Source organism: Actinomadura sp. NPDC047616 (genome assembly GCF_040642915.1).
GTDB classification, from domain to species: domain Bacteria; phylum Actinomycetota; class Actinomycetes; order Streptosporangiales; family Streptosporangiaceae; genus Spirillospora; species Spirillospora miaoliensis.
This window is the reverse complement of the sequence record NZ_JBEYTB010000009.1, coordinates 93,265-110,071: the sequence shown is the minus strand read 5'-3', so window position 1 is coordinate 110,071 and position 16,807 is coordinate 93,265. Positions and strand designations below refer to the sequence as shown.

Below are 16,807 nucleotides of genomic sequence, written 5' to 3'. Positions count from 1 at the left end.
CTCCTGCACGGTGGCGGAGACCAGCAAACAACGGCATTCTAAGGGCGGAAGGTGCTGTGGCGCATAGCATAGGATACGGAGGAGCGGCATGCTCAGACGTTGGCACCACGTCACCGGCCTGGTACTGACAGCCGCACTCGTCACATCCTCCTGCGGCGACAAGGAACCCGAGGGTCCCACCGTCATCGAGGCCGAGCAAACCCTCAAAGCCCACATCAACAAGCTTGTCGGTACGGGTGTGGGCAACGTCCGTCACGTGAAGGTGATCGATCCCGGTGGTCGCAACATACCCTGCGGCAAAGATAAGGCCAAGCGCACCTACGCCGTAAGCGGCGACAAGAACGATCCCAAAAAAGATGATCTGAGTTTCAACTCCACGGATCTAGCGAATCACATGTTCGCAAATCTGATCGCCAATGTAGGCGAATATGACGTTGTAGATCCAGACAGAGATGGCGCGATCACCAAAACCCGCAACAGCGCGACTCATACGAACATCACTATAAGGGCACACGGAGAGCGTGTTGTGGAAATCTACGGCTCGACCGACTGTCTCCCAAGCGGTTAGTCAGACGCAGCTCCTTGTTTCTTCTCCGCTTCGTCGCGATCCTTCTCCCAACTAGCCGCGTGATCAGTGGCCTTCTTCATCATTCCACCGAAATCTCCGGTCGCATTCTCGGCGACCTGACCGAAGGCAGTCTCACTGTCGCCGCCAAGGCCGTTGGCCCGGAGCCAGGCGGTGTAGTTGTCCAGGAGCCGGAGGTCGCTCTTGATCTCCTTCCATGGGAGTAGGCGGCCGTTCTCGTTGTTGTAGAACAGGTAGCCGGGGTTCGGGTGGTCGGCCTGCCACTGGGTGACCTTCATCGGGTAGCCGCCCTCGATCAGGCGTTGGACCATGGCGTATTGGAGACCGAGGGACATCTGGAGTTCCTTGTTCTCCAGGCGTTTCAACCGGGTCTTCTTGTCTGCGGCCGCCATGGACGCGTCCGCTCCCCGACCGGCGAGTTTGGTGAGGGCTTCCCAGACGATCTCATCGGCCACGGAGGCCGAGGGGATGAAGAACGAACCGACGTCGACGCTGGTATCCATCATCATGCGCAGGTGTTCGCGCCTCTTGGCATCCTGCTCGTCGAGATCGCCTTGGACCGTCCGCTGAGCCTGCGACTGGAGACCCGCCACGTAACCGAGGGCCTGCATAACGCGTTCGAACCCGGGCGCGTCATGGCGGATCCGCCCCTTGGCCTTTGCGGTCTCGATGCGCAGGCCCTCGGCGCCCAGCCTGCGGGTGAGGGCGCCCATGCCCTGCTCGAAGGGCCTCATGTGCTCTGGGGAATCAGCGAAGGTCTTGATGAAGGCGTACGTGTCCTGAGGGCTGAGGCTGAACATCGGTTTCAGCCCGGGCGTATACGTCTTCACCTTTCCGAAGGCGGTGTCCTGGTTTCGGTCGGCCATGTTGGCACCCTCGGCGATCTCGATGGCGTACGAGCCGGCGATCTGTGACATGCGGATCTGCAGGCCGTTGGGCACCTTGTCCTGGAGCGTGGTCATCACGGTGAACGCGAAGCGTCCGGCCTCCGGAGAGTGGGCGCCGTCCTTCTCGTCGTACACGCCGGATCCCGCCGCGAGTGCCAGGCCGAACTGCTCGAAGGCCTGGGAATCGAAAACCGAAAGCCGGGTGAACGTGGAGATGACATGTCCGAGATTCGGCTCGGGCTTGGAGGGCAGCAGGTACGGCCGCTCCTGTGGCGGCTTGTCGGACTGGCGCGGGTGGGCCTCGGCCGTGCCCTGAAAGGCGAGGCGGGCGGCGGCGGGGTTGTTGCTCAGTGCCCGTAGCATTTCCCGGATGGTCTCCCAGTCGGTGCCGGTGAGGTCGCTCCGGGCCGCGAGCCCCGAGGACAACTGGCGGTAAGCGGGGTCGAGCGCGTGGAGCCGGGCGAGGGAGGCCAGCCATTCGGGCGGGAAGGTGCCGTAGGCTGCCAGGGAGGCAACACCTTTCCTCTCTTCCGGAGAGAGCTTGGGATCGAACATCGCCTTGGCGACGGTGTTGAATCCCGGGACGTCCATACCACCGGAGACGGCACTGCCGAACGCCTGGCTGGTCTCCTGTAGTTGACGGGTCGTGTGTTCTTTCCGGCCGTGTTCCTTGATGAGTGAGGGAAGGCGTCGGGTCAGTTCCGGCCCGAGGGCGGCGAAGAAGGCGGCGGCGTAGTCGGCGTCGAAACGGTGCATGCCGAGTTCGTTGAGAGCGTCGTGGTAGGCACCGTCGCCCGGTCGGATTCCCTTGAAGCGGGCGGCGAGGGCGGCGCCCTGGCGGCGGGCGTCGGCCGGGGAGAGGATGAGCGACTCGTCGATCGAGGCGAAGCCCCGTTCGGAACTGTCGTCCAGCGCGACGGCGAGATCCTTACGGCGGGTGAGCATGGGCAGCTGCTCGTCGATCCACGCGCACACGCGGTCGACGCTCGAGAGTGGGGAGACGTCCACGCCCAGCGCGGGCAGCCGGGACCGGTAGGACGCCAGCGCGCCCGTGATGTCGGCGCGGCCGCGCCGGAACTCTTTGATCATGTCCGTCATCAGGTCAGGGTCGATGCCGCTGAATCCTGGTGGAAAGGGAGTGCCCATTGAGCCCGCCGTTCGTCCCCGTCGCGTGGTCCCCGTCGCGCGAATGCCGTGCTCCCCCCGCGTCACAGATAGCGCACACGGGGACAGAGCGTCAACCGAGCGCGAAAACGCTGGAGCGCTACGGCTCGTTCAACGAAGGAATAAATCAGACATCAGCCGGTGGCTTGGCCAGCCGTTTCCGGGGCGCCGGGGCGGCGGGGCAAGGGTTCCGGTCCTCGTTCGGTGTCGGTGATGCCCGGTGCGCCCCCACTTTGGACAGGTCCAGAACGGCATCAAAACGTTGATCAAGGCATATCGGATCTTGAGTGCCATCAAGGGTGCCGGGCGTGATGGGCACGGGCGGCGGGTCAGAATGGGGGCATGGCGATCGCATCCTTCATGGTTCCCCTGGGCACGCCCGCACCCGACTTCGCGCTTCCGTCGATCGAGGGCGGCACGGTCTCGCTCGCGGACTTCGCGGGCGGCTCCGCGTTGCTGGTGGTGTTCCTGTCGAACCACTGCCTCTACGTGCGCCGGATCGAGGACGGCATCGGCGCGGTGACGGCCGAGTACCGCGACAAGGGGTTGGCCGCCGTGGCGATCTGCAGCAACGACGTCGACAGGTATCCCGACGATGGCGCCGACCACCTGCGTGAGCAGTCCAAGCGCGCCGGGTTCACCTTCCCCTATCTGGTCGACGAGTCGCAGGACGTCGCCAAGGCGTACCGGGCCGCCTGCACGCCCGACTTCTTCCTTTACAACGCCGACCGGCGGCTGGCGTACCGGGGTGAGTTCGACGCCGCCCGTCCCAAGAACGACGCGCCCGTGGACGGGGCGTCCCTGCGCGCGGCGATCGACCGCGTCCTGGCAGGCGAGGCCGTGCCCGAGCCGCACACGCCCAGCCTGGGCTGCGGCATCAAGTGGAAGCCGGGCAACGAGCCCGTGTAAGCCATGACGCGCTCGCTGGGGGGCTGGGCACAAGGCGAGCGACCTCCCGGCATCGGCGGGCCCTCCCCCGATGTCGCGGCGAACGTTGCCGTCCGGACAGGGGCAGCCCCTCCCGTCCCAAACCCCGATACGGCGATGGGGCCGATCCGTGACCGGGTGTCCGCCGCGTGTCGGTGCGACCCGCTGCTCACTGGCCGCCCGGCCCGCGACCTGCGTGGGGATCGCCGTGGCGGCACCACATGTCCGCCGAGTGCACGCCGCCACGGGTGCCCGCGTCGGCGTCGCCGTGGGCAAGGGACGGCACACAGCTTCCCCTTTGCCCACATGCCGCCGTGCGGGGAGTGCATGGGCGGCTTGTGGGCTTGATTGGTGACGTCGGCAGGGTGGGTTCGCCTGCTCTGGTCTTGGGGTGTGCGCAGTTGCCGCTACCCAGGAGGCTGGGTGGCGGCGCTGTGCGTGCCGAGCATGCCGGTGAGCACGGCGATCAGTTGCTGCCGGAAGACCGCGACGTCGCTGGTGGGCCGGTCGGCCAGGTAGCGGTGCACGAGGGACTCGGTGGTGGCGACCAGGAACCAGGCGGTCAGGCGCGGGTCCGGTGCGTCGACGGCGGGGTCCTCGCGCAGTAGGTCGGCGACGAGATCGACCATGGTGTTCTGGAGGGCGCGCAGGTCGGCCAGCAGGGCTGGCGGGCGGGGTGACTCCTCGAACAGCACCTGGTGCAGGCGCGGGTCACCGGAGTGGGCGTGCAGTGCCGCGTCGACCAGGACCGTGATGCGTTCGGGCCAGGTGGCGGGCAGGCCGCGTTCGATGGCGGCGGTGAGGGCCTGGCGGCCTTCGGCGAGGTGCCGCTGGGCGAGTTGCACCAGGATGGCGTCCTTGTTGGGGAAGTACTGGTACAGCGATCCGATCGACAGGCCGGCGGCCTCGGCGATGCGGTTGGTGGTCCCCGCGGCGTAGCCGTGCTCGACGAAAACGTGAGCAGCCGCCCGCAGGATCTGCTCGCGGGTGGCGGCAGACCGCTGCTGACGTGGGGTTTTACGGGGCCGGAGCGGCTTTGGGATACCGGGCATCGCGGGGCCTAACGCGAGTAGAAAAGCGAGTAATTGCTCACTATTGTCGCGGTCGTCGAGCAAGCGGCGCAAGGAGCGAGCATGTCCGTCGACTATCTGCAGTTCTTTCCCCAGTGGGCACGGACGGAGGACGGCCCGCGGGCCACCTCACAGTGGTGGCCGTGGCGCAGGATGCAGGTGCATCTGGAGCGCGTGACCGTCCCGGACGCGCCGGTGAAGCTGGTGATCCTGCATGGGGCCGGCGGGTACGGGCGGATGCTGCTGCCGTATGCGCGGCTCATGGGGCCGGTGGAGGTGGTGGCGCCGGACATGCCGGGGTACGGGCAGACGCGCTGCGACGGGCAGCCGGTGGACTATGCGACATGGGTGGACCTGGCCGCGGATCTGATCAGGGCGGAACGCACCCGTGACGAGCGGCCGGTGCTGGTGCTGGGCGCCAGCGTGGGCGGGTTGCTCGCCTACAGTGCGGTGGCTCGGGCCGGCGCCGACGGGCTCGCCGTGACGTGCCTGCTGGATGTGCGGCGGGCGGAGACGCGGGCGGCCGGCGCGCGGTTCGGGCCGATGGGCAGGGTGGCGGGGCCGGTGATGAACGCGCTGCGCGTGCTCGACGGGGTGCGGGTTCCGATCCGCTGGATGGCCCGGATGTCGGCGATGTCGAACCAGCCGGAGTTGAACGCGGCGGTGGCGGGTGACCGGCTGGGCGGCGGCGGGCGGGTCTCGTGGCGGTTCCTGCGCACCTACCTGACCTCGGCGCCGGAGGTGGAGCCCGAGGACTTCACCGCCTGCCCGGTGCTGATGGTCCACCCGGCCGAGGACCGCTGGACGCCCGTCGAGTTGAGCATGCCGTTCTTCGAACGACTCGGCGTGGACAAGCGCCTGGTCATGCTGGAGGGCTGCGGCCACATGCCGGTCGAGGAGCCGGGCCTGGGCCAGATGGCCCGCGCCCTGCGGGAGTTCGCCGCCGAAACAGAACGCCGATCCGGCGGTGCGTCGTGGTGACGAGACGGCAGGTCCGATCGGACGTCGTTCCAGGGCGCCGCCCGGCTGCTGCGCGGGGCGGATCGCATGAGTTAATCTACCAAGCGATTGTTAGGTAACCCGACAGGGGCGAGCCAGGATGGATCTTGAGTTCGGTGCGGCCGACGAGGCGTTCCGGGACGAGGTACGGGCGTGGCTGCGCGCGCACGTTCCCCCGCAGCCGCTGCCGTCGCTGGAGACCGAGGAGGGCTTCGCGGCGCACCGGGAGTGGGAGCGGGAGCTGGGCGCCGCCCGGCTGTCGGTGGTGTCGTGGCCCGAGGAGTACGGCGGGCGGGGCGCGTCGACGCTGCGATGGCTGATCTTCGAGGAGGAGTACTACGCGGCCGGCGCCCCGGGACGCGTCAGCCAGAACGGCATCAACCTGCTCGCCCCCACACTCTTCGAGCACGGCACGCCCGAGCAGCTCGCGACCGTCCTGCCGCCCATGGCGCGCGGTGAGGTGATCTGGGCGCAGGCGTGGTCGGAGCCGGGCGCGGGAAGCGACCTGGCGTCCCTGCGCGCCACGGCGCGGCGGGTCGACGGCGGGTGGCGGCTGAACGGGCAGAAGACGTGGAGTTCGCGGGCGGCGTTCGCCGACCGGGGGTTCGGCCTGTTCCGTTCCGATCCCGACGCCGGACGCCATCGCGGGCTGACGTACCTGATGTTCCCGCTGGACGCCGACGGCGTGACCGTGCGTCCCATCGGGCGGCTGGACGGCAAGCCCGCGTTCGCCGAGCTGTTCCTGGACGACGTGTTCGTCCCCGACGAGGACGTGATCGGCGCGCCCGGCGACGGCTGGCGGGTGGCGATGAGCACCGCGGGCAACGAACGCGGCCTCACCCTGCGCTCCCCCGGGCGTTTCACCGCCGCGGCCGAGCGGCTCGTCGCGCTGTGGCGTGAGCGGGCCGACCCGTCCGACACGGCGATGCGCGACCGGGTGGCGGACGCGTGGATCAAGGCCCGCGCGTACCGGTTGAAGGGCTTCGAGACGGTCTCGCGGACCGACGACATCGGCGCCGAGTCCAGCATCAACAAGATCTTCTGGTCGGAGTTCGACGTGGCGCTGCACGAGACCGCGCTCGACCTGCTGGGCGCCGACGGCGAGCTCGCCGGGGACTGGCTCGAGGGCTACGTGTTCTCCCTGGCCGGGCCGATCTACGCGGGCACCAACGAGATCCAGCGCGACGTCGTCGCCGAGCGGGTGCTCGGCCTGCCGAGGGGGACGCGGTGAAGTTCGTCCTGGACGCCGAGCAGCGGCTGTTCGGCGAGACCCTGCACAAGCTGCTCGCCGAGGCCGACACCCCGTCCGCGATCCGCGCGTGGGGCGCCGGCGACTCCGTGCCCGGGCGTGCGCTGTGGCGGTCGGTGGCCGAGACGGGGGTCTTCGCGCTGGCGGTGCCCGAGGCGTACGACGGGGCCGGGGTGCTGCCGGTGGAGCTGGTCACGGCGGCGTACGAGCTGGGACGTCACGCGGTTCCCGGGCCGTTCGTCGAGACGCTCGCCGCGGCGGTGCTGATCGACGGCCTCGGCGACGGCGAACCGGCCGCGCGGTGGCTGCCGCGCGTCGCGGCCGGGGAGGCGATGATCTCCCTGGCCCGGCCGTACGCGCTGGACGCCGACGTCGCCGATCTCGTGGTGACCGTCGCCGACGACGCGCCGCCGCGGACCGCCCGTCCCGCGACGAGGCGTCCGGGCATCGACCCGGCGCGGCGGTTGTTCGAGGTCGTCCTGGACGCGCCCCTCGGCGCCGGGACGGACGCCACCGCCCGAGCCGTCGACCTCGCCACTCTGCTGTGCGCGTCCCAGCAGCTGGGCGTCGGACGCGCCCTGCTGGACGTGTCGGTGAAGTACGCCAGGACGCGACGGCAGTTCGGCCGCGCCATCGGTGAGTTCCAGGCGGTCAAGCACCATCTTGCGGACGCGCTCGTCGGACTGGAGTTCGCCCGCCCGCTCGTCCACGGCGCCGCGCTGTCCTACGGGACGGAGGACTTTCCCCGTGACGTCTCGGCGGCCAAGGTCGCGGCGGCAGAGGCGTCCTATGCCACCGCGAAAATCGCCCTGCAGGTGCACGGCGCGATCGGCTACACCGACGAGTACGCGCCGTCGCTGTGGATTCGCAAGGCCCGAGCCCTCTATGCGGCGTGGGGTGCGCCGGCCGACCACCGTGCCCGCGTCATGAGGTCTCTTCGACGTCCGGCGACGGATGAGGGCCTGCCAGGCCGTTCAGCATGAGGGAGGTGAGGGCGTCGACGATCTGGTCGCCGGTGAGGTCGGGGGCGTCCTCTCCGGCGGTGAGCAGGGCGTATCCGAGCGTCGAGAGCATCGCGCCCATGGCGGCGGCGATCAGCGTGGGGTCGCCGGGAAGCTCGTGCCCCTGCTCCCGCAGATAGTCCAGGTGCTCGCGGATGACGGCCGTCTCGCCGGCCAGGGTGCGCCAGGCCCGGCCTGACGCGGGCGGTGCGGCGATCATCGCCTGGAACTGCGCGGCCACCACCGGAAGGTGCTCGTGGAGCATTTTCCAGGAGACCTCGATGTGCGCGCGCAGTTGCGCGGGATCGGTCAGGTCGTGCTCGCGGGGATGCCCCTTGGACTCCATTTCGACGTCGGCGTCCAGGTCCATGTCGCGCAGCAGCGCGGAGAGCAGATCCTCCTTGCTCGTGAAGTGGTCGTAGAAGGAGCCGGTGGCCCGGCCCGCCGCACGGGTGATATCGGTGATCTTGGTGTCGAGATAGCCCCGTTCGACGAACAGCCTGCGGGCGGCGTCCTTCAGCGCCCGTTCCGTCTCGGCCGCCTTCTGCTTGCGAACCCCCAACGCGCCACCTCTCCGTCACCGCCCGGCCAACCGCCGCCCCAGCATATTGACCCTCGGCCGGCGCGCGCCGTAGCCGTTACTGGACGGCCTGTCAATACTTGTCCTGGAGTAAGTAGATCGTTACGTTACCGGCGGGAAACCTGCGCCTGGAGGTCGCCACCGATGCGCCGCGTCACCCGCTGGACCGCACCCCTCGCCATCGCCGCGCTCTCGCTCGGCACCGCCGCCCCCGTCCACGCCGCACCGTCCGTGCAGACCACACTCGCCGCGCGCACGACCACCGCGTCGCCCACGGCATGGGCGCCCAGCGGCTGGACGCCCCGTCCCGCCGCCTACCAGGTGACGACTGAGAAGGACGTCACGCTGACCATGAGCGACGGTGTCCGGCTGGTCGCCGACGTCCGCCGCCCCGCCCGCGACGGCCGTCCCGCGCCCGGCCGCTTCCCCGTGATCGTCACCATGACGCCGTACAACAAGACGCTGCCCGGCGCGAACATGGCCAGCGACCGGCTCGTCCAGCGCGGCTACGTGCAGGTGATCGTGGACGTGCGCGGCACCGGCGGCTCACACGGCAAATGGGAGGCGTTCAGCGCCCGCGAGCAGCGCGACGGCGCCGAGGTCGTCGAATGGGCCGCGTCCCGCGAACGCCCCTGGAGCGACGGCCGGGTGGGCATGGTCGGGGCCTCCTACGGCGGAATCAACCAGCTGTTCACCGCCGCCCAGCGGCCCAAGGGGCTGAAGGCGCTGTTCCCCGTGGTGCCGATGGGCGACGCGTACCGCGACGTGATCGGCACCGGCGGACAGCTCGGCCTCGGCTTCGTGCCGATGTGGCTCGCCGCCGTCACCCTGACCAGCGTGCTGCCGCCCACCTACTCGGGCGCCGACCCCGCACGGGCCGCCGAGGTGCTGCGCGAGCACTTCGGCAACATCGGCGACTTCCAGATCGCCATGCTCCTCGAAGCGCTCACCGGCGGCGAGAGGGCGTTCGACGGCCCGTTCTACCGGACGCGCTCGCCGCTGGAGGTCGTCGACAAGGTGAACGTGCCGACGTTCGTCGTCGGCGGCGAGTTCGACATCTTCCAGCGCAGCGAGCCGATGCTGTACCAGCGGCTGGCGCGCCGCGTCCCCGCCAGGTTCGTCTACGGGCCGTGGTACCACATCGACGGCGCCTCGCCCGCGCTCGGCGTCACCATCCCCGGCACCCCCGTACCGCCCGGCCCGTCGCTGCAGGACCTCATGCTCCGCTGGTTCGACCGCTACGTACGCGAGATTCCCGACCCCGGCCTCGACAAGGACGTGCCGCCGGTCACCTACTTCGAGAACGGCTCGGGACGCTGGGTGAAGACCGCCCAGTGGCCGCCCGCCGGAACCCGCTACCAGGCGTTCCGGCTCTCCGGACGGGCCGTTCCAGGACGCCCCGGCAGCCTGACCACCGGTCAGGGCACCGGCGGACCCGACCACGTCCCGTGGAACCCGTTCGCCGGGTTGTGCAGCCGATCCACGATCCAGTGGGCGGGCGCGGGGTTCCTGAAGTACCTCGGCCTGTCCTGCGAGCACGACAACAGCCAGAACGACGATCTCGGCGTCGCCTACGACCTGCCCGTCCGCGCGCCGCTGCGGCTCACCGGGCCGATCAACGCGCACCTGGTCGTGTCCAGCGCCGCCCGCGACGGCCAGCTCACCGTGCGGGTCGAGGACGTCGCCCCGGACGGGAAGGCCACCCAGCTCACCAGCGGCTGGCAGGTGCTGTCCCTGCGGGCGCTGGACGACGCCAGGACCGTCCGGCGCGACGGCATGATCGTCCAGCCGTACCACCCGTACACCAAGGCGTCGGCCAAGGCCATGCCCAGGCACACGCCGGTCGCGGTCGACGTTGAGGTCTTCCCGATCGCCGCCGAGATCAAGCCCGGCCACCGCCTGCGCGTGTCGATCCAGACCGCCGACTTCCCGCACCTGTTCCCGCCGCTCCCCCAGCTCGGCGACTCGATCGGCAAGGGCCTCAAGATCTGGCACGACCCGTCCCATCCGTCGTGGGTGGCCCTGCCCGTGTCCCCCTGAGCCGCGCCGCCGGTCATGTGCCTTGGTCGGCGCCGGCCTCGACCTGCCGCCCGGTGCCACGACGGCGCCTCGCCAGCAGCCGGTTGAGCACCCACACCCCCTTGCCGATCCCCAGCAGCATGGCGGCGCGCAGGTAGACCTCGCCGTCCCGGCCGGTGACCGGCAGGGCCAGGAACAGGCAGCTGGCCGCGCCGAGCACCGGCATCCAGGTCGGCGCGCGGAAGTGGTCGTGCTCGACCCGCTCCCGCCGCAGCACCAGCACGCACACGTTGACCAGCGCGAACACCACGAGAAGCAGCAGCACGGTGGTGTCGGCCAGCCCGCCCACGTCACCCGTGCTCACCAGCACCGCCGCGACGCCCACCGTGAAGAGGATCGCCACCCACGGGGTCGCCCGGGTCGGATGCACCATCCCGAACACGCGCGGCACGACGCCCTGCCGCGCCATCCCGTACACCAGCCGGGACGCCATGATCATGTTGATCAGCGCGGTGTTGCCGACGGCCAGCAGCGCGATCAGCGCGAACAGCTTGGGCGGGAAGCTCAGCCCGGCCGCGTCGACCACCTCCAGCAGCGGCCCGGTCGACGCCTCCAGCGTGCGCGCGTCCACCAGCATGGTCGCGGTGAACGCCACCGCCGTGTAGATCACCACGGTGACCGCCAGCCCGCCGAACAGCGCCATCGGGAAGTCGCGACGCGGCTCGCGTGCCTCCTCCGCCAGGTTGACCGAGTCCTCGAAGCCCAGCAGCGCGTAGAACGCCAGGGCCGTCCCACCGAGCACGCCCATGAACGCGCCGCCCGCCGGATGGAACTCCAGCGCCCGTGCCGGGTCGCCGTCCCCGGCCAGCAGCGCCACGACGCCGATCGCCATGATCACGACCAGCCCGAACGCCTCGATCAGCGTGAGCACCACGTTGACCTTGATGGACTCGGAGATCCCCGCCAGATTGACCAGCGTCACCAGCGCCAGGAAGCCCAGCGCGCCCACCAGCGTCGGCAGCGACACGAACTCGGCCAGGTACTCCCCGCCGAACGCCCGCGCCGCCGTGCTCGCCGACGTGATACCGCTCATCAGCACCGCGAACCCCACGATGAACGTCACGAACGGCACCCCGAACGCCTTGTGCGCGTACAGCGCCGCCCCTGCCGCCTGCGGATACTTGCCGACCAGCTCGGCGTAGGCGGTCGCGGTCAGCGCGGCCAGCACGAACGCCACCAGGAACGGCAACCACACCGCCCCGCCGACCTCACCCGCGACCTGCCCGACCAGCGCGTAGATCCCCGCGCCGAGGATGTCCCCCACCACGAACAGCAGCAGCACCTTGCGCCCGATGACGCGCCGCAGCCCGCCGTCCACCACCCGCGCATCGACCGTAGCCTCCGCCATGAACACTCCTCACCGTGCCACTCCCGCCCCTCCAGTACCCCCGGATCGCCCACTTATCGCCGATCAGGTCGCGGCCGTGAACGGGGACGCTGCCGGGACACAAGCAGGCCGAACTAAAGGAACGTCAGACCGCGCCTACCCAACGCCAGGACGAAAGGCACGGAACCCGCCTCGCTCAACGGCCGCCCTGACCAAAGCCAGCACGCCCATCCGCCTGCAAAGCGACCACCAACGCGACACGCCCCTACCACCCCCACCCAGCCCCAAACACCGGCGATTTCGACTCTCCCTTGACGCGGGGCGCAAGCCGCGGCCCCCTGCGCGCCGCAGAGCGTGTGCATGCGCACTGACTCACCGCCGCCGACTCGCCACCTGATGCACGGCACACGGCAAGCATGGCGGGCGAGCGTGCGCCACGCCGCGGCCGCGCGACATGCACACGCGCGGCACGAACCGCAGGCGCAGCAAGCACCACATCAAGCGCAACACATCACACGGACGGCACGCACGGCACGCGGAGCATGCATGGCAGGCGAGCATGACGTGTTGTCGGCACCAAGACACGTGCGGGCATACACCCGTGGCACGCAAGCCTCACGGCGCACAAGACACACACTGGACGGTCAGCACAGCCGAACGGTCGACACGCGACGAGCCCGCCGCCACACGTTCCCGTCACCGCGACACCCCGCCCCGCCCCTCACGCCGCCGCTTGGGGCAGGTCATCACCGACAGGTGGCGGTTTAAGGACGTCCTGGACGCCCTGGGCCTGTGGCCGGTCCGCCGGTGCTGGTGCTGGACGAGCCGGCCGAGGCGTTGGACACCATCACCGCCGACGCGGTCGCCCGGGAGCTGCATCGAACGTGTGCACGCACCATTCCATCGGCACGTGCCGGAATCGGCGAGACGCACCGAACCGGCGACACACGCCGGGCAGGCGGCACGCACCGGACCAGCGGCGCACCGGGCCGGCGGTGCCGCCGAGCGGGTGGGGTGGGTTGGTGTGGTTTGGGTCAGACGTCGATGCGTTCGGTGTCCAGTTCGGAGGCGCCGGCGGCGATGAACTCGCGGCGGGGGGCCACGTCGCTGCCCATGAGGAGGTCGAAGATGCGGGCGGCCTCTTCGGCGTCCTCGATGCGGATGCGGCGCAGGATGCGGTGGCGCGGGTCCATGGTGGTCTCGGCCAGCTGGTCGGCGTCCATCTCGCCGAGGCCCTTGTAGCGCTGGACGGGCTCCTTCCAGCGCTGGCCCTTGCGCTCGAACTCCACCAGCTTCTTGCGCAGCTCGGCGTCGCTGTAGCAGTAGACGTACTTGTCCTGGTTCTTCTTCGGCTTCAGCAGCTCGATGCGGTGCAGCGGCGGCACGGCGGTGAAGACGCGGCCCGCCTCCAGCATGGGGCGCATGTAGCGGTAGAGCAGGGTGAGCAGCAGGCAGCGGATGTGCGAACCGTCGACGTCGGCGTCGGCCATCAGGATGATGCGGCCGTAGCGGGCGGAGTCCAGGTCGAACGAACGGCCCGAGCCCGCGCCGACCACCTGGATGATCGCGGCGCACTCGGCGTTCTTGAGCATGTCGGCGACGGACGCCTTCTGCACGTTGAGGATCTTGCCGCGGATCGGCAGCAGCGCCTGGAACTCGGAGTTGCGGGCGAGCTTGGCGGTGCCGAGGGCCGAGTCGCCCTCGACGATGAACAGCTCGCTGCGGTCGTCGGCGGTGCGGCAGTCGACCAGCTTGGCGGGCAGCGCCGAGTTCTCCAGGGCGGTCTTGCGGCGCTGGTTGTCGCGCTGGGTGCGGGCGGCGATGCGGGTCTTGGCCGCGCCGACCACCTTCTCCAGCACCATGCGCAGCTGCTGCTTCTGCCCGCGCGACGGGTTGTCGAAGATCGCCTTGAGCTCGCGGGTGACGACCTGCTGGACGATCCGGGTCGCCGCCGAGGTGCCGAGGACCTCCTTGGTCTGCCCCTCGAACTGCGGCTCGGGCAGCCGGACGGTGACCACGGCGGTCAGGCCCTCGAGGACGTCGTCCTTGATCACGTCCTCGTCGCTGTTCTTCAGCAGCCGGGTGGCGCGCAGCTGGTCGTTGATGACCTTGACCAGCGCCCGGTCGAAGCCCTTGACGTGGGTGCCGTGCTTGGGCGTGGCGATCACGTTGACGAACGACTTGCAGACGGTGTCGTAGCCGGTGCCCCAGCGCAGCGCCACGTCGACCTCCAGGTCGCGTTCGACGTCCTGCGGGATGAGGTGGCCCTGGTCGTCCAGCACCGGGACGGTCTCGGTGAAGTGGCCCCGGCCCTGCAGCCGGAGCACGTCCACCACGGGGGCGTCCTGGGCCAGGAAGGAGCAGAACTCGCTGATGCCGCCGTCGAAGCGGAAGGTCTCCTCGACGACCTCCTCGCCGCGCTCGTCGCGCACGTCGATGGTCAGGCCGGGGATGAGGAAGGCGGTCTGCCGCATCCGGTCCATGACCTGCGGCGTCTCGACCGTGGCGCCCTTGAGGAAGATCCGCTTGTCCGGCCAGAAGCGCACCCGGGTGCCGGTGGTCTTCTTGGCGACCCGGCGCACCTGGCGCACCCCGGACTTCTTCTTGAACTTGGCGGCCGGGCCCTCGCCGTCGAACTCGCCGGGCAGGCCGCGGCGGAAGCTGATGGCGTGGGTGTGCCCGTTGCTGTCGACCTCGACGTCCAGGCGGGCCGACAGCGCGTTGACGACCGAGGCGCCCACGCCGTGCAGGCCGCCGGAGGCGGTGTAGGCCACCCCGCCGAACTTGCCGCCCGCGTGCAGCCGGGTCATGACCAGCTCGACGCCGGACAGCTTCGTCTTGGGCTCGATGTCGACCGGGATGCCGCGCCCGTTGTCGGCGACCTCGAACGAGCCGTCGGCGTGCATGGTGACGGAGATGTGCGTGCAGTACCCGGCCAGGGCCTCGTCGACGCAGTTGTCGACGATCTCCCACAGGCAGTGCGCGAGCCCGCGTCCGTCGGTGGACCCGATGTACATGCCAGGTCGCTTCCGTACGGCCTCCAGGCCTTCCAGCACCGTGAGGTGCCGGGCGGAGTAGCCGTGCGGGTCGTCGGTGGTCGCTTCAGCGGTCGCGGCGGTCAACTGGTGCGCTCCTCGGGGATGAGGCAGGCTCGGGTGGTCGAATCAGTCGAGTTCGGCAGAAGGTTACCCCCGGCCGCCGACAGTCCTTTCACAGGCGCGCCGCCGCGTCCGCGCCGCCCGGGCGGCGGACGGAGCGGGGTCCGCGTCCGCGGACGGCCGTCGCGCGGCCACCCGATTCCCGCGTCGTCTCCATGTAACCACGGCGGACGGGCCGTGGCCTGGGAGAACGTACTTTCGATCAGCCGTGCGGGGGATCTGTCCCGCGACGAGAGAACGCGTCTGACCTGTCCGGTTCGAAGTGAACCTCCGCAATCGGCCGACGGGCGGCCGCCGGGCGGGCGGCACGACCGGCCATCACGGGACGAGTGACGCCGCTCACCTCGGGCATCATACGGACGGCATACAGGCGGTCACCCACGGCGTTCCGGAGGCCCATCGAGAAAACACCACGAACCACCCAGGAATGGTGTGACCTCGGTCACTTATACGGGCATTCTGCTGTGGGCGTACTAAGAAACAGGTTGGGAACGTCGAGGTCGGGTTAGATGTTGTCCTAAGTACCGACCCCGAGCATGAGGAAGGTGCCGTGACTGGAGCCCTTGCCCCGACCAAGCCGCTGTCCGTCGCAGACCGTTGCGACCGTTGCGGCGCTCAGGCTTATGTCCGTGCGGTCCTTGTGGGCGGCGGCGACCTTCTGTTCTGCGCCCACCACGGGCGCAAGTACGCAGAGGCGCTCCGTGCCACCGGGGCCGACATCCAGGACGAGACCGACAGGCTGAACGCAACCCCGGCCGTCGCTCCCGATGAGGAGCGGTAGCCGCCCCCATAGAAGGTCGCGGCGGCGGTCACCAGATGGTGACCGCCGTTTCGCATTCCCGAGCACATCCGGAGAGCACACACCGCAGTCAAGCGAATGCGAATTGTGACACCATGGCGGCGCTTCGCCGCCGCGTGATGCATCTCGGCCGGTCACCGTGCGTATGGCGAAATCGAGGAGGACAGTGCATATTCTGCTGCCGCCGTCGGAGCGCAAGGCGTCCGGCGGCGACGGTCCGCCGCTCGACCTGGCGGCGCTGAGCCTTCCCGCGCTCACGCCGACACGGAAGAGGGTGCTGGCCGCGCTGCGCCAGGCGTCCCGCCGCCGCGACGCGGCGGACGTCCTCGGGCTGCCGGCCGGGCAGGCCGAGGAGGCGCTCGCCCGCAACCGGGCCCTGGCCGAGGCGCCCGCGCTGCCGGCCGCGCGCCTGTACACCGGCGTGCTCTACGACAATCTCGACCTGCCCGGCCTCGACCCCGACCGGGCCGCCGAGCAGATCATCGTGTTCTCCGGGCTCTGGGGAGCGCTGCGGCTGACCGACCGCGTCCCGCCGTATCGGCTGGCGATGAACGTGTCCCTGCCACGGATCGGCGGGGTGGCGGCCGTATGGCGGCCCGCGCTGAAGCGGGCGCTGCGGCTGGACGGCCTGATCGTCGACATGCGTTCGGGCCCGTACGCCGCCGCCTGGAAGCCGGGCCCGGGCCCTGCCGTGGCGGTACGGGTCTTCCGCGAGCAGGTGGTGGACGGCACGCCGAAACGCACCGTGGTCAGTCACATGGCCAAGGCGACCCGCGGCGCCCTCGCCCACGACCTGATCAAGGCCGGAGCGGCGCCGGAGACCCCCGAGGAACTGGCCAAGGTCGCCGCCGACCTCGGCCACACCGTCGAACTGAACGGAACGAACCTCGACGTCATCCTGCATTCCTGACGCCGCCCACGCCGCGCCCCCGCGGGGTGCGGACGGTGGCGGTCGAGGGACGCGGCCGCCCGCCGCCTTCG

At 70.0% G+C, this 16,807-nt stretch carries 13 protein-coding genes; 8 read left to right on the top strand and 5 right to left on the bottom strand.

Going from position 1 to position 16,807, the window contains the following annotated elements; translation table 11 throughout:
- Positions 1–88: 88 nt before the first annotated feature.
- Positions 89–568, top strand: a complete 480-nt coding sequence (locus ABZ801_RS22195; protein WP_360700643.1) for a hypothetical protein — start codon at positions 89–91, stop codon at positions 566–568.
- Here the strand turns inward: ABZ801_RS22195 and ABZ801_RS22190 are convergent.
- Positions 565–2,571 carry a hypothetical protein gene (locus ABZ801_RS22190; RefSeq protein ID WP_360700640.1) on the bottom strand — a complete coding sequence of 669 codons (2,007 nt, stop codon included), beginning with the start codon at positions 2,569–2,571 and terminating at the stop codon, positions 565–567. The two genes, ABZ801_RS22195 and ABZ801_RS22190, sit on opposite strands and share 4 nt — an antisense overlap.
- Before the next feature lie 408 nt (positions 2,572–2,979).
- On the opposite strand from ABZ801_RS22190, the gene ABZ801_RS22185 reads away from it, so the two are divergent.
- Positions 2,980–3,546 carry a thioredoxin family protein gene (locus ABZ801_RS22185; protein ID WP_360700637.1) on the top strand — a complete coding sequence of 189 codons (567 nt, stop codon included), beginning with the start codon at positions 2,980–2,982 and terminating at the stop codon, positions 3,544–3,546.
- 425 nt (positions 3,547–3,971) lie between these two features.
- On the opposite strand, the gene ABZ801_RS22180 is transcribed toward ABZ801_RS22185, so the two are convergent.
- Positions 3,972–4,616 (bottom strand): TetR/AcrR family transcriptional regulator, encoded by a 645-nt coding sequence (locus ABZ801_RS22180; protein ID WP_360700634.1) that lies wholly within the window; start codon positions 4,614–4,616, stop codon positions 3,972–3,974.
- Positions 4,617–4,697: 81 nt separating this feature from the next.
- Here ABZ801_RS22180 and ABZ801_RS22175 point away from each other — a divergent pair, with 81 nt between their 5' ends.
- The 3 genes from ABZ801_RS22175 (at position 4,698) to ABZ801_RS22165 (ending at position 7,865) form a co-directional block, all read left to right on the top strand.
- Positions 4,698–5,615 carry an alpha/beta hydrolase gene (locus ABZ801_RS22175; protein ID WP_360700630.1) on the top strand — a complete coding sequence of 306 codons (918 nt, stop codon included), beginning with the start codon at positions 4,698–4,700 and terminating at the stop codon, positions 5,613–5,615.
- A gap of 118 nt (positions 5,616–5,733) precedes the next feature.
- Complete coding sequence (locus tag ABZ801_RS22170) at positions 5,734–6,864, top strand: acyl-CoA dehydrogenase family protein (protein ID WP_360700627.1); 1,131 nt, start codon at positions 5,734–5,736, stop codon at positions 6,862–6,864.
- Positions 6,861–7,865, top strand: a complete 1,005-nt coding sequence (locus ABZ801_RS22165; protein WP_360700623.1) for an acyl-CoA dehydrogenase family protein — start codon at positions 6,861–6,863, stop codon at positions 7,863–7,865. Before ABZ801_RS22170 ends, ABZ801_RS22165 begins: the two co-directional genes overlap by 4 nt.
- Here ABZ801_RS22165 and ABZ801_RS22160 read toward each other — a convergent pair.
- A complete protein-coding gene (locus tag ABZ801_RS22160) occupies positions 7,807–8,445 on the bottom strand; it encodes a TetR/AcrR family transcriptional regulator (protein ID WP_360700619.1) in 639 nt (212 codons plus the stop codon). The genes ABZ801_RS22165 and ABZ801_RS22160 overlap by 59 nt on opposite strands.
- 162 nt (positions 8,446–8,607) lie before the next feature.
- Here ABZ801_RS22160 and ABZ801_RS22155 point away from each other — a divergent pair, with 162 nt between their 5' ends.
- Complete coding sequence (locus ABZ801_RS22155) at positions 8,608–10,503, top strand: CocE/NonD family hydrolase (RefSeq protein WP_360700616.1); 1,896 nt, start codon at positions 8,608–8,610, stop codon at positions 10,501–10,503.
- 13 nt (positions 10,504–10,516) lie between these two features.
- Here ABZ801_RS22155 and ABZ801_RS22150 read toward each other — a convergent pair whose 3' ends face one another.
- Entirely contained in the window at positions 10,517–11,890 is a 1,374-nt protein-coding gene (locus ABZ801_RS22150; protein WP_360700613.1) for an APC family permease, read from the bottom strand.
- A gap of 1,013 nt (positions 11,891–12,903) precedes the next feature.
- Complete coding sequence (locus ABZ801_RS22145; RefSeq protein WP_360700610.1) at positions 12,904–14,991, bottom strand: DNA topoisomerase IV subunit B; 2,088 nt, start codon at positions 14,989–14,991, stop codon at positions 12,904–12,906.
- Between the two features lie 586 nt (positions 14,992–15,577).
- Here ABZ801_RS22145 and ABZ801_RS22140 point away from each other — a divergent pair.
- Together ABZ801_RS22140 and yaaA are read left to right on the top strand one after the other, a co-directional pair.
- Entirely contained in the window at positions 15,578–15,808 is a 231-nt protein-coding gene (locus ABZ801_RS22140; protein WP_344947292.1) for a hypothetical protein, read from the top strand.
- A gap of 184 nt (positions 15,809–15,992) precedes the next feature.
- On the top strand, positions 15,993–16,736 hold the full coding sequence (yaaA, locus tag ABZ801_RS22135; RefSeq protein WP_360700607.1) for a peroxide stress protein YaaA: 744 nt from the start codon (positions 15,993–15,995) through the stop codon (positions 16,734–16,736).
- The last annotated feature ends 71 nt before the right edge of the window (positions 16,737–16,807 follow it).

Excerpts from the sequence above, each read along its gene's own strand:
- ABZ801_RS22180 (WP_360700634.1), bottom strand. The coding sequence starts at position 4,616 with ATGCCCGGTATCCCAAAGCCGCTCCGGCCCCGTAAAACCCCACGTCAG.
- ABZ801_RS22185 (WP_360700637.1), top strand. The coding sequence starts at position 2,980 with ATGGCGATCGCATCCTTCATGGTTCCCCTGGGCACGCCCGCACCCGAC.
- ABZ801_RS22190 (WP_360700640.1), bottom strand. The coding sequence starts at position 2,571 with ATGACGGACATGATCAAAGAGTTCCGGCGCGGCCGCGCCGACATCACG.
- ABZ801_RS22155 (WP_360700616.1), top strand. The coding sequence starts at position 8,608 with ATGCGCCGCGTCACCCGCTGGACCGCACCCCTCGCCATCGCCGCGCTC.
- ABZ801_RS22175 (WP_360700630.1), top strand. The coding sequence starts at position 4,698 with ATGTCCGTCGACTATCTGCAGTTCTTTCCCCAGTGGGCACGGACGGAG.
- ABZ801_RS22195 (WP_360700643.1), top strand. The coding sequence starts at position 89 with ATGCTCAGACGTTGGCACCACGTCACCGGCCTGGTACTGACAGCCGCA.
- ABZ801_RS22170 (WP_360700627.1), top strand. The coding sequence starts at position 5,734 with ATGGATCTTGAGTTCGGTGCGGCCGACGAGGCGTTCCGGGACGAGGTA.
- ABZ801_RS22150 (WP_360700613.1), bottom strand. The coding sequence starts at position 11,890 with ATGGCGGAGGCTACGGTCGATGCGCGGGTGGTGGACGGCGGGCTGCGG.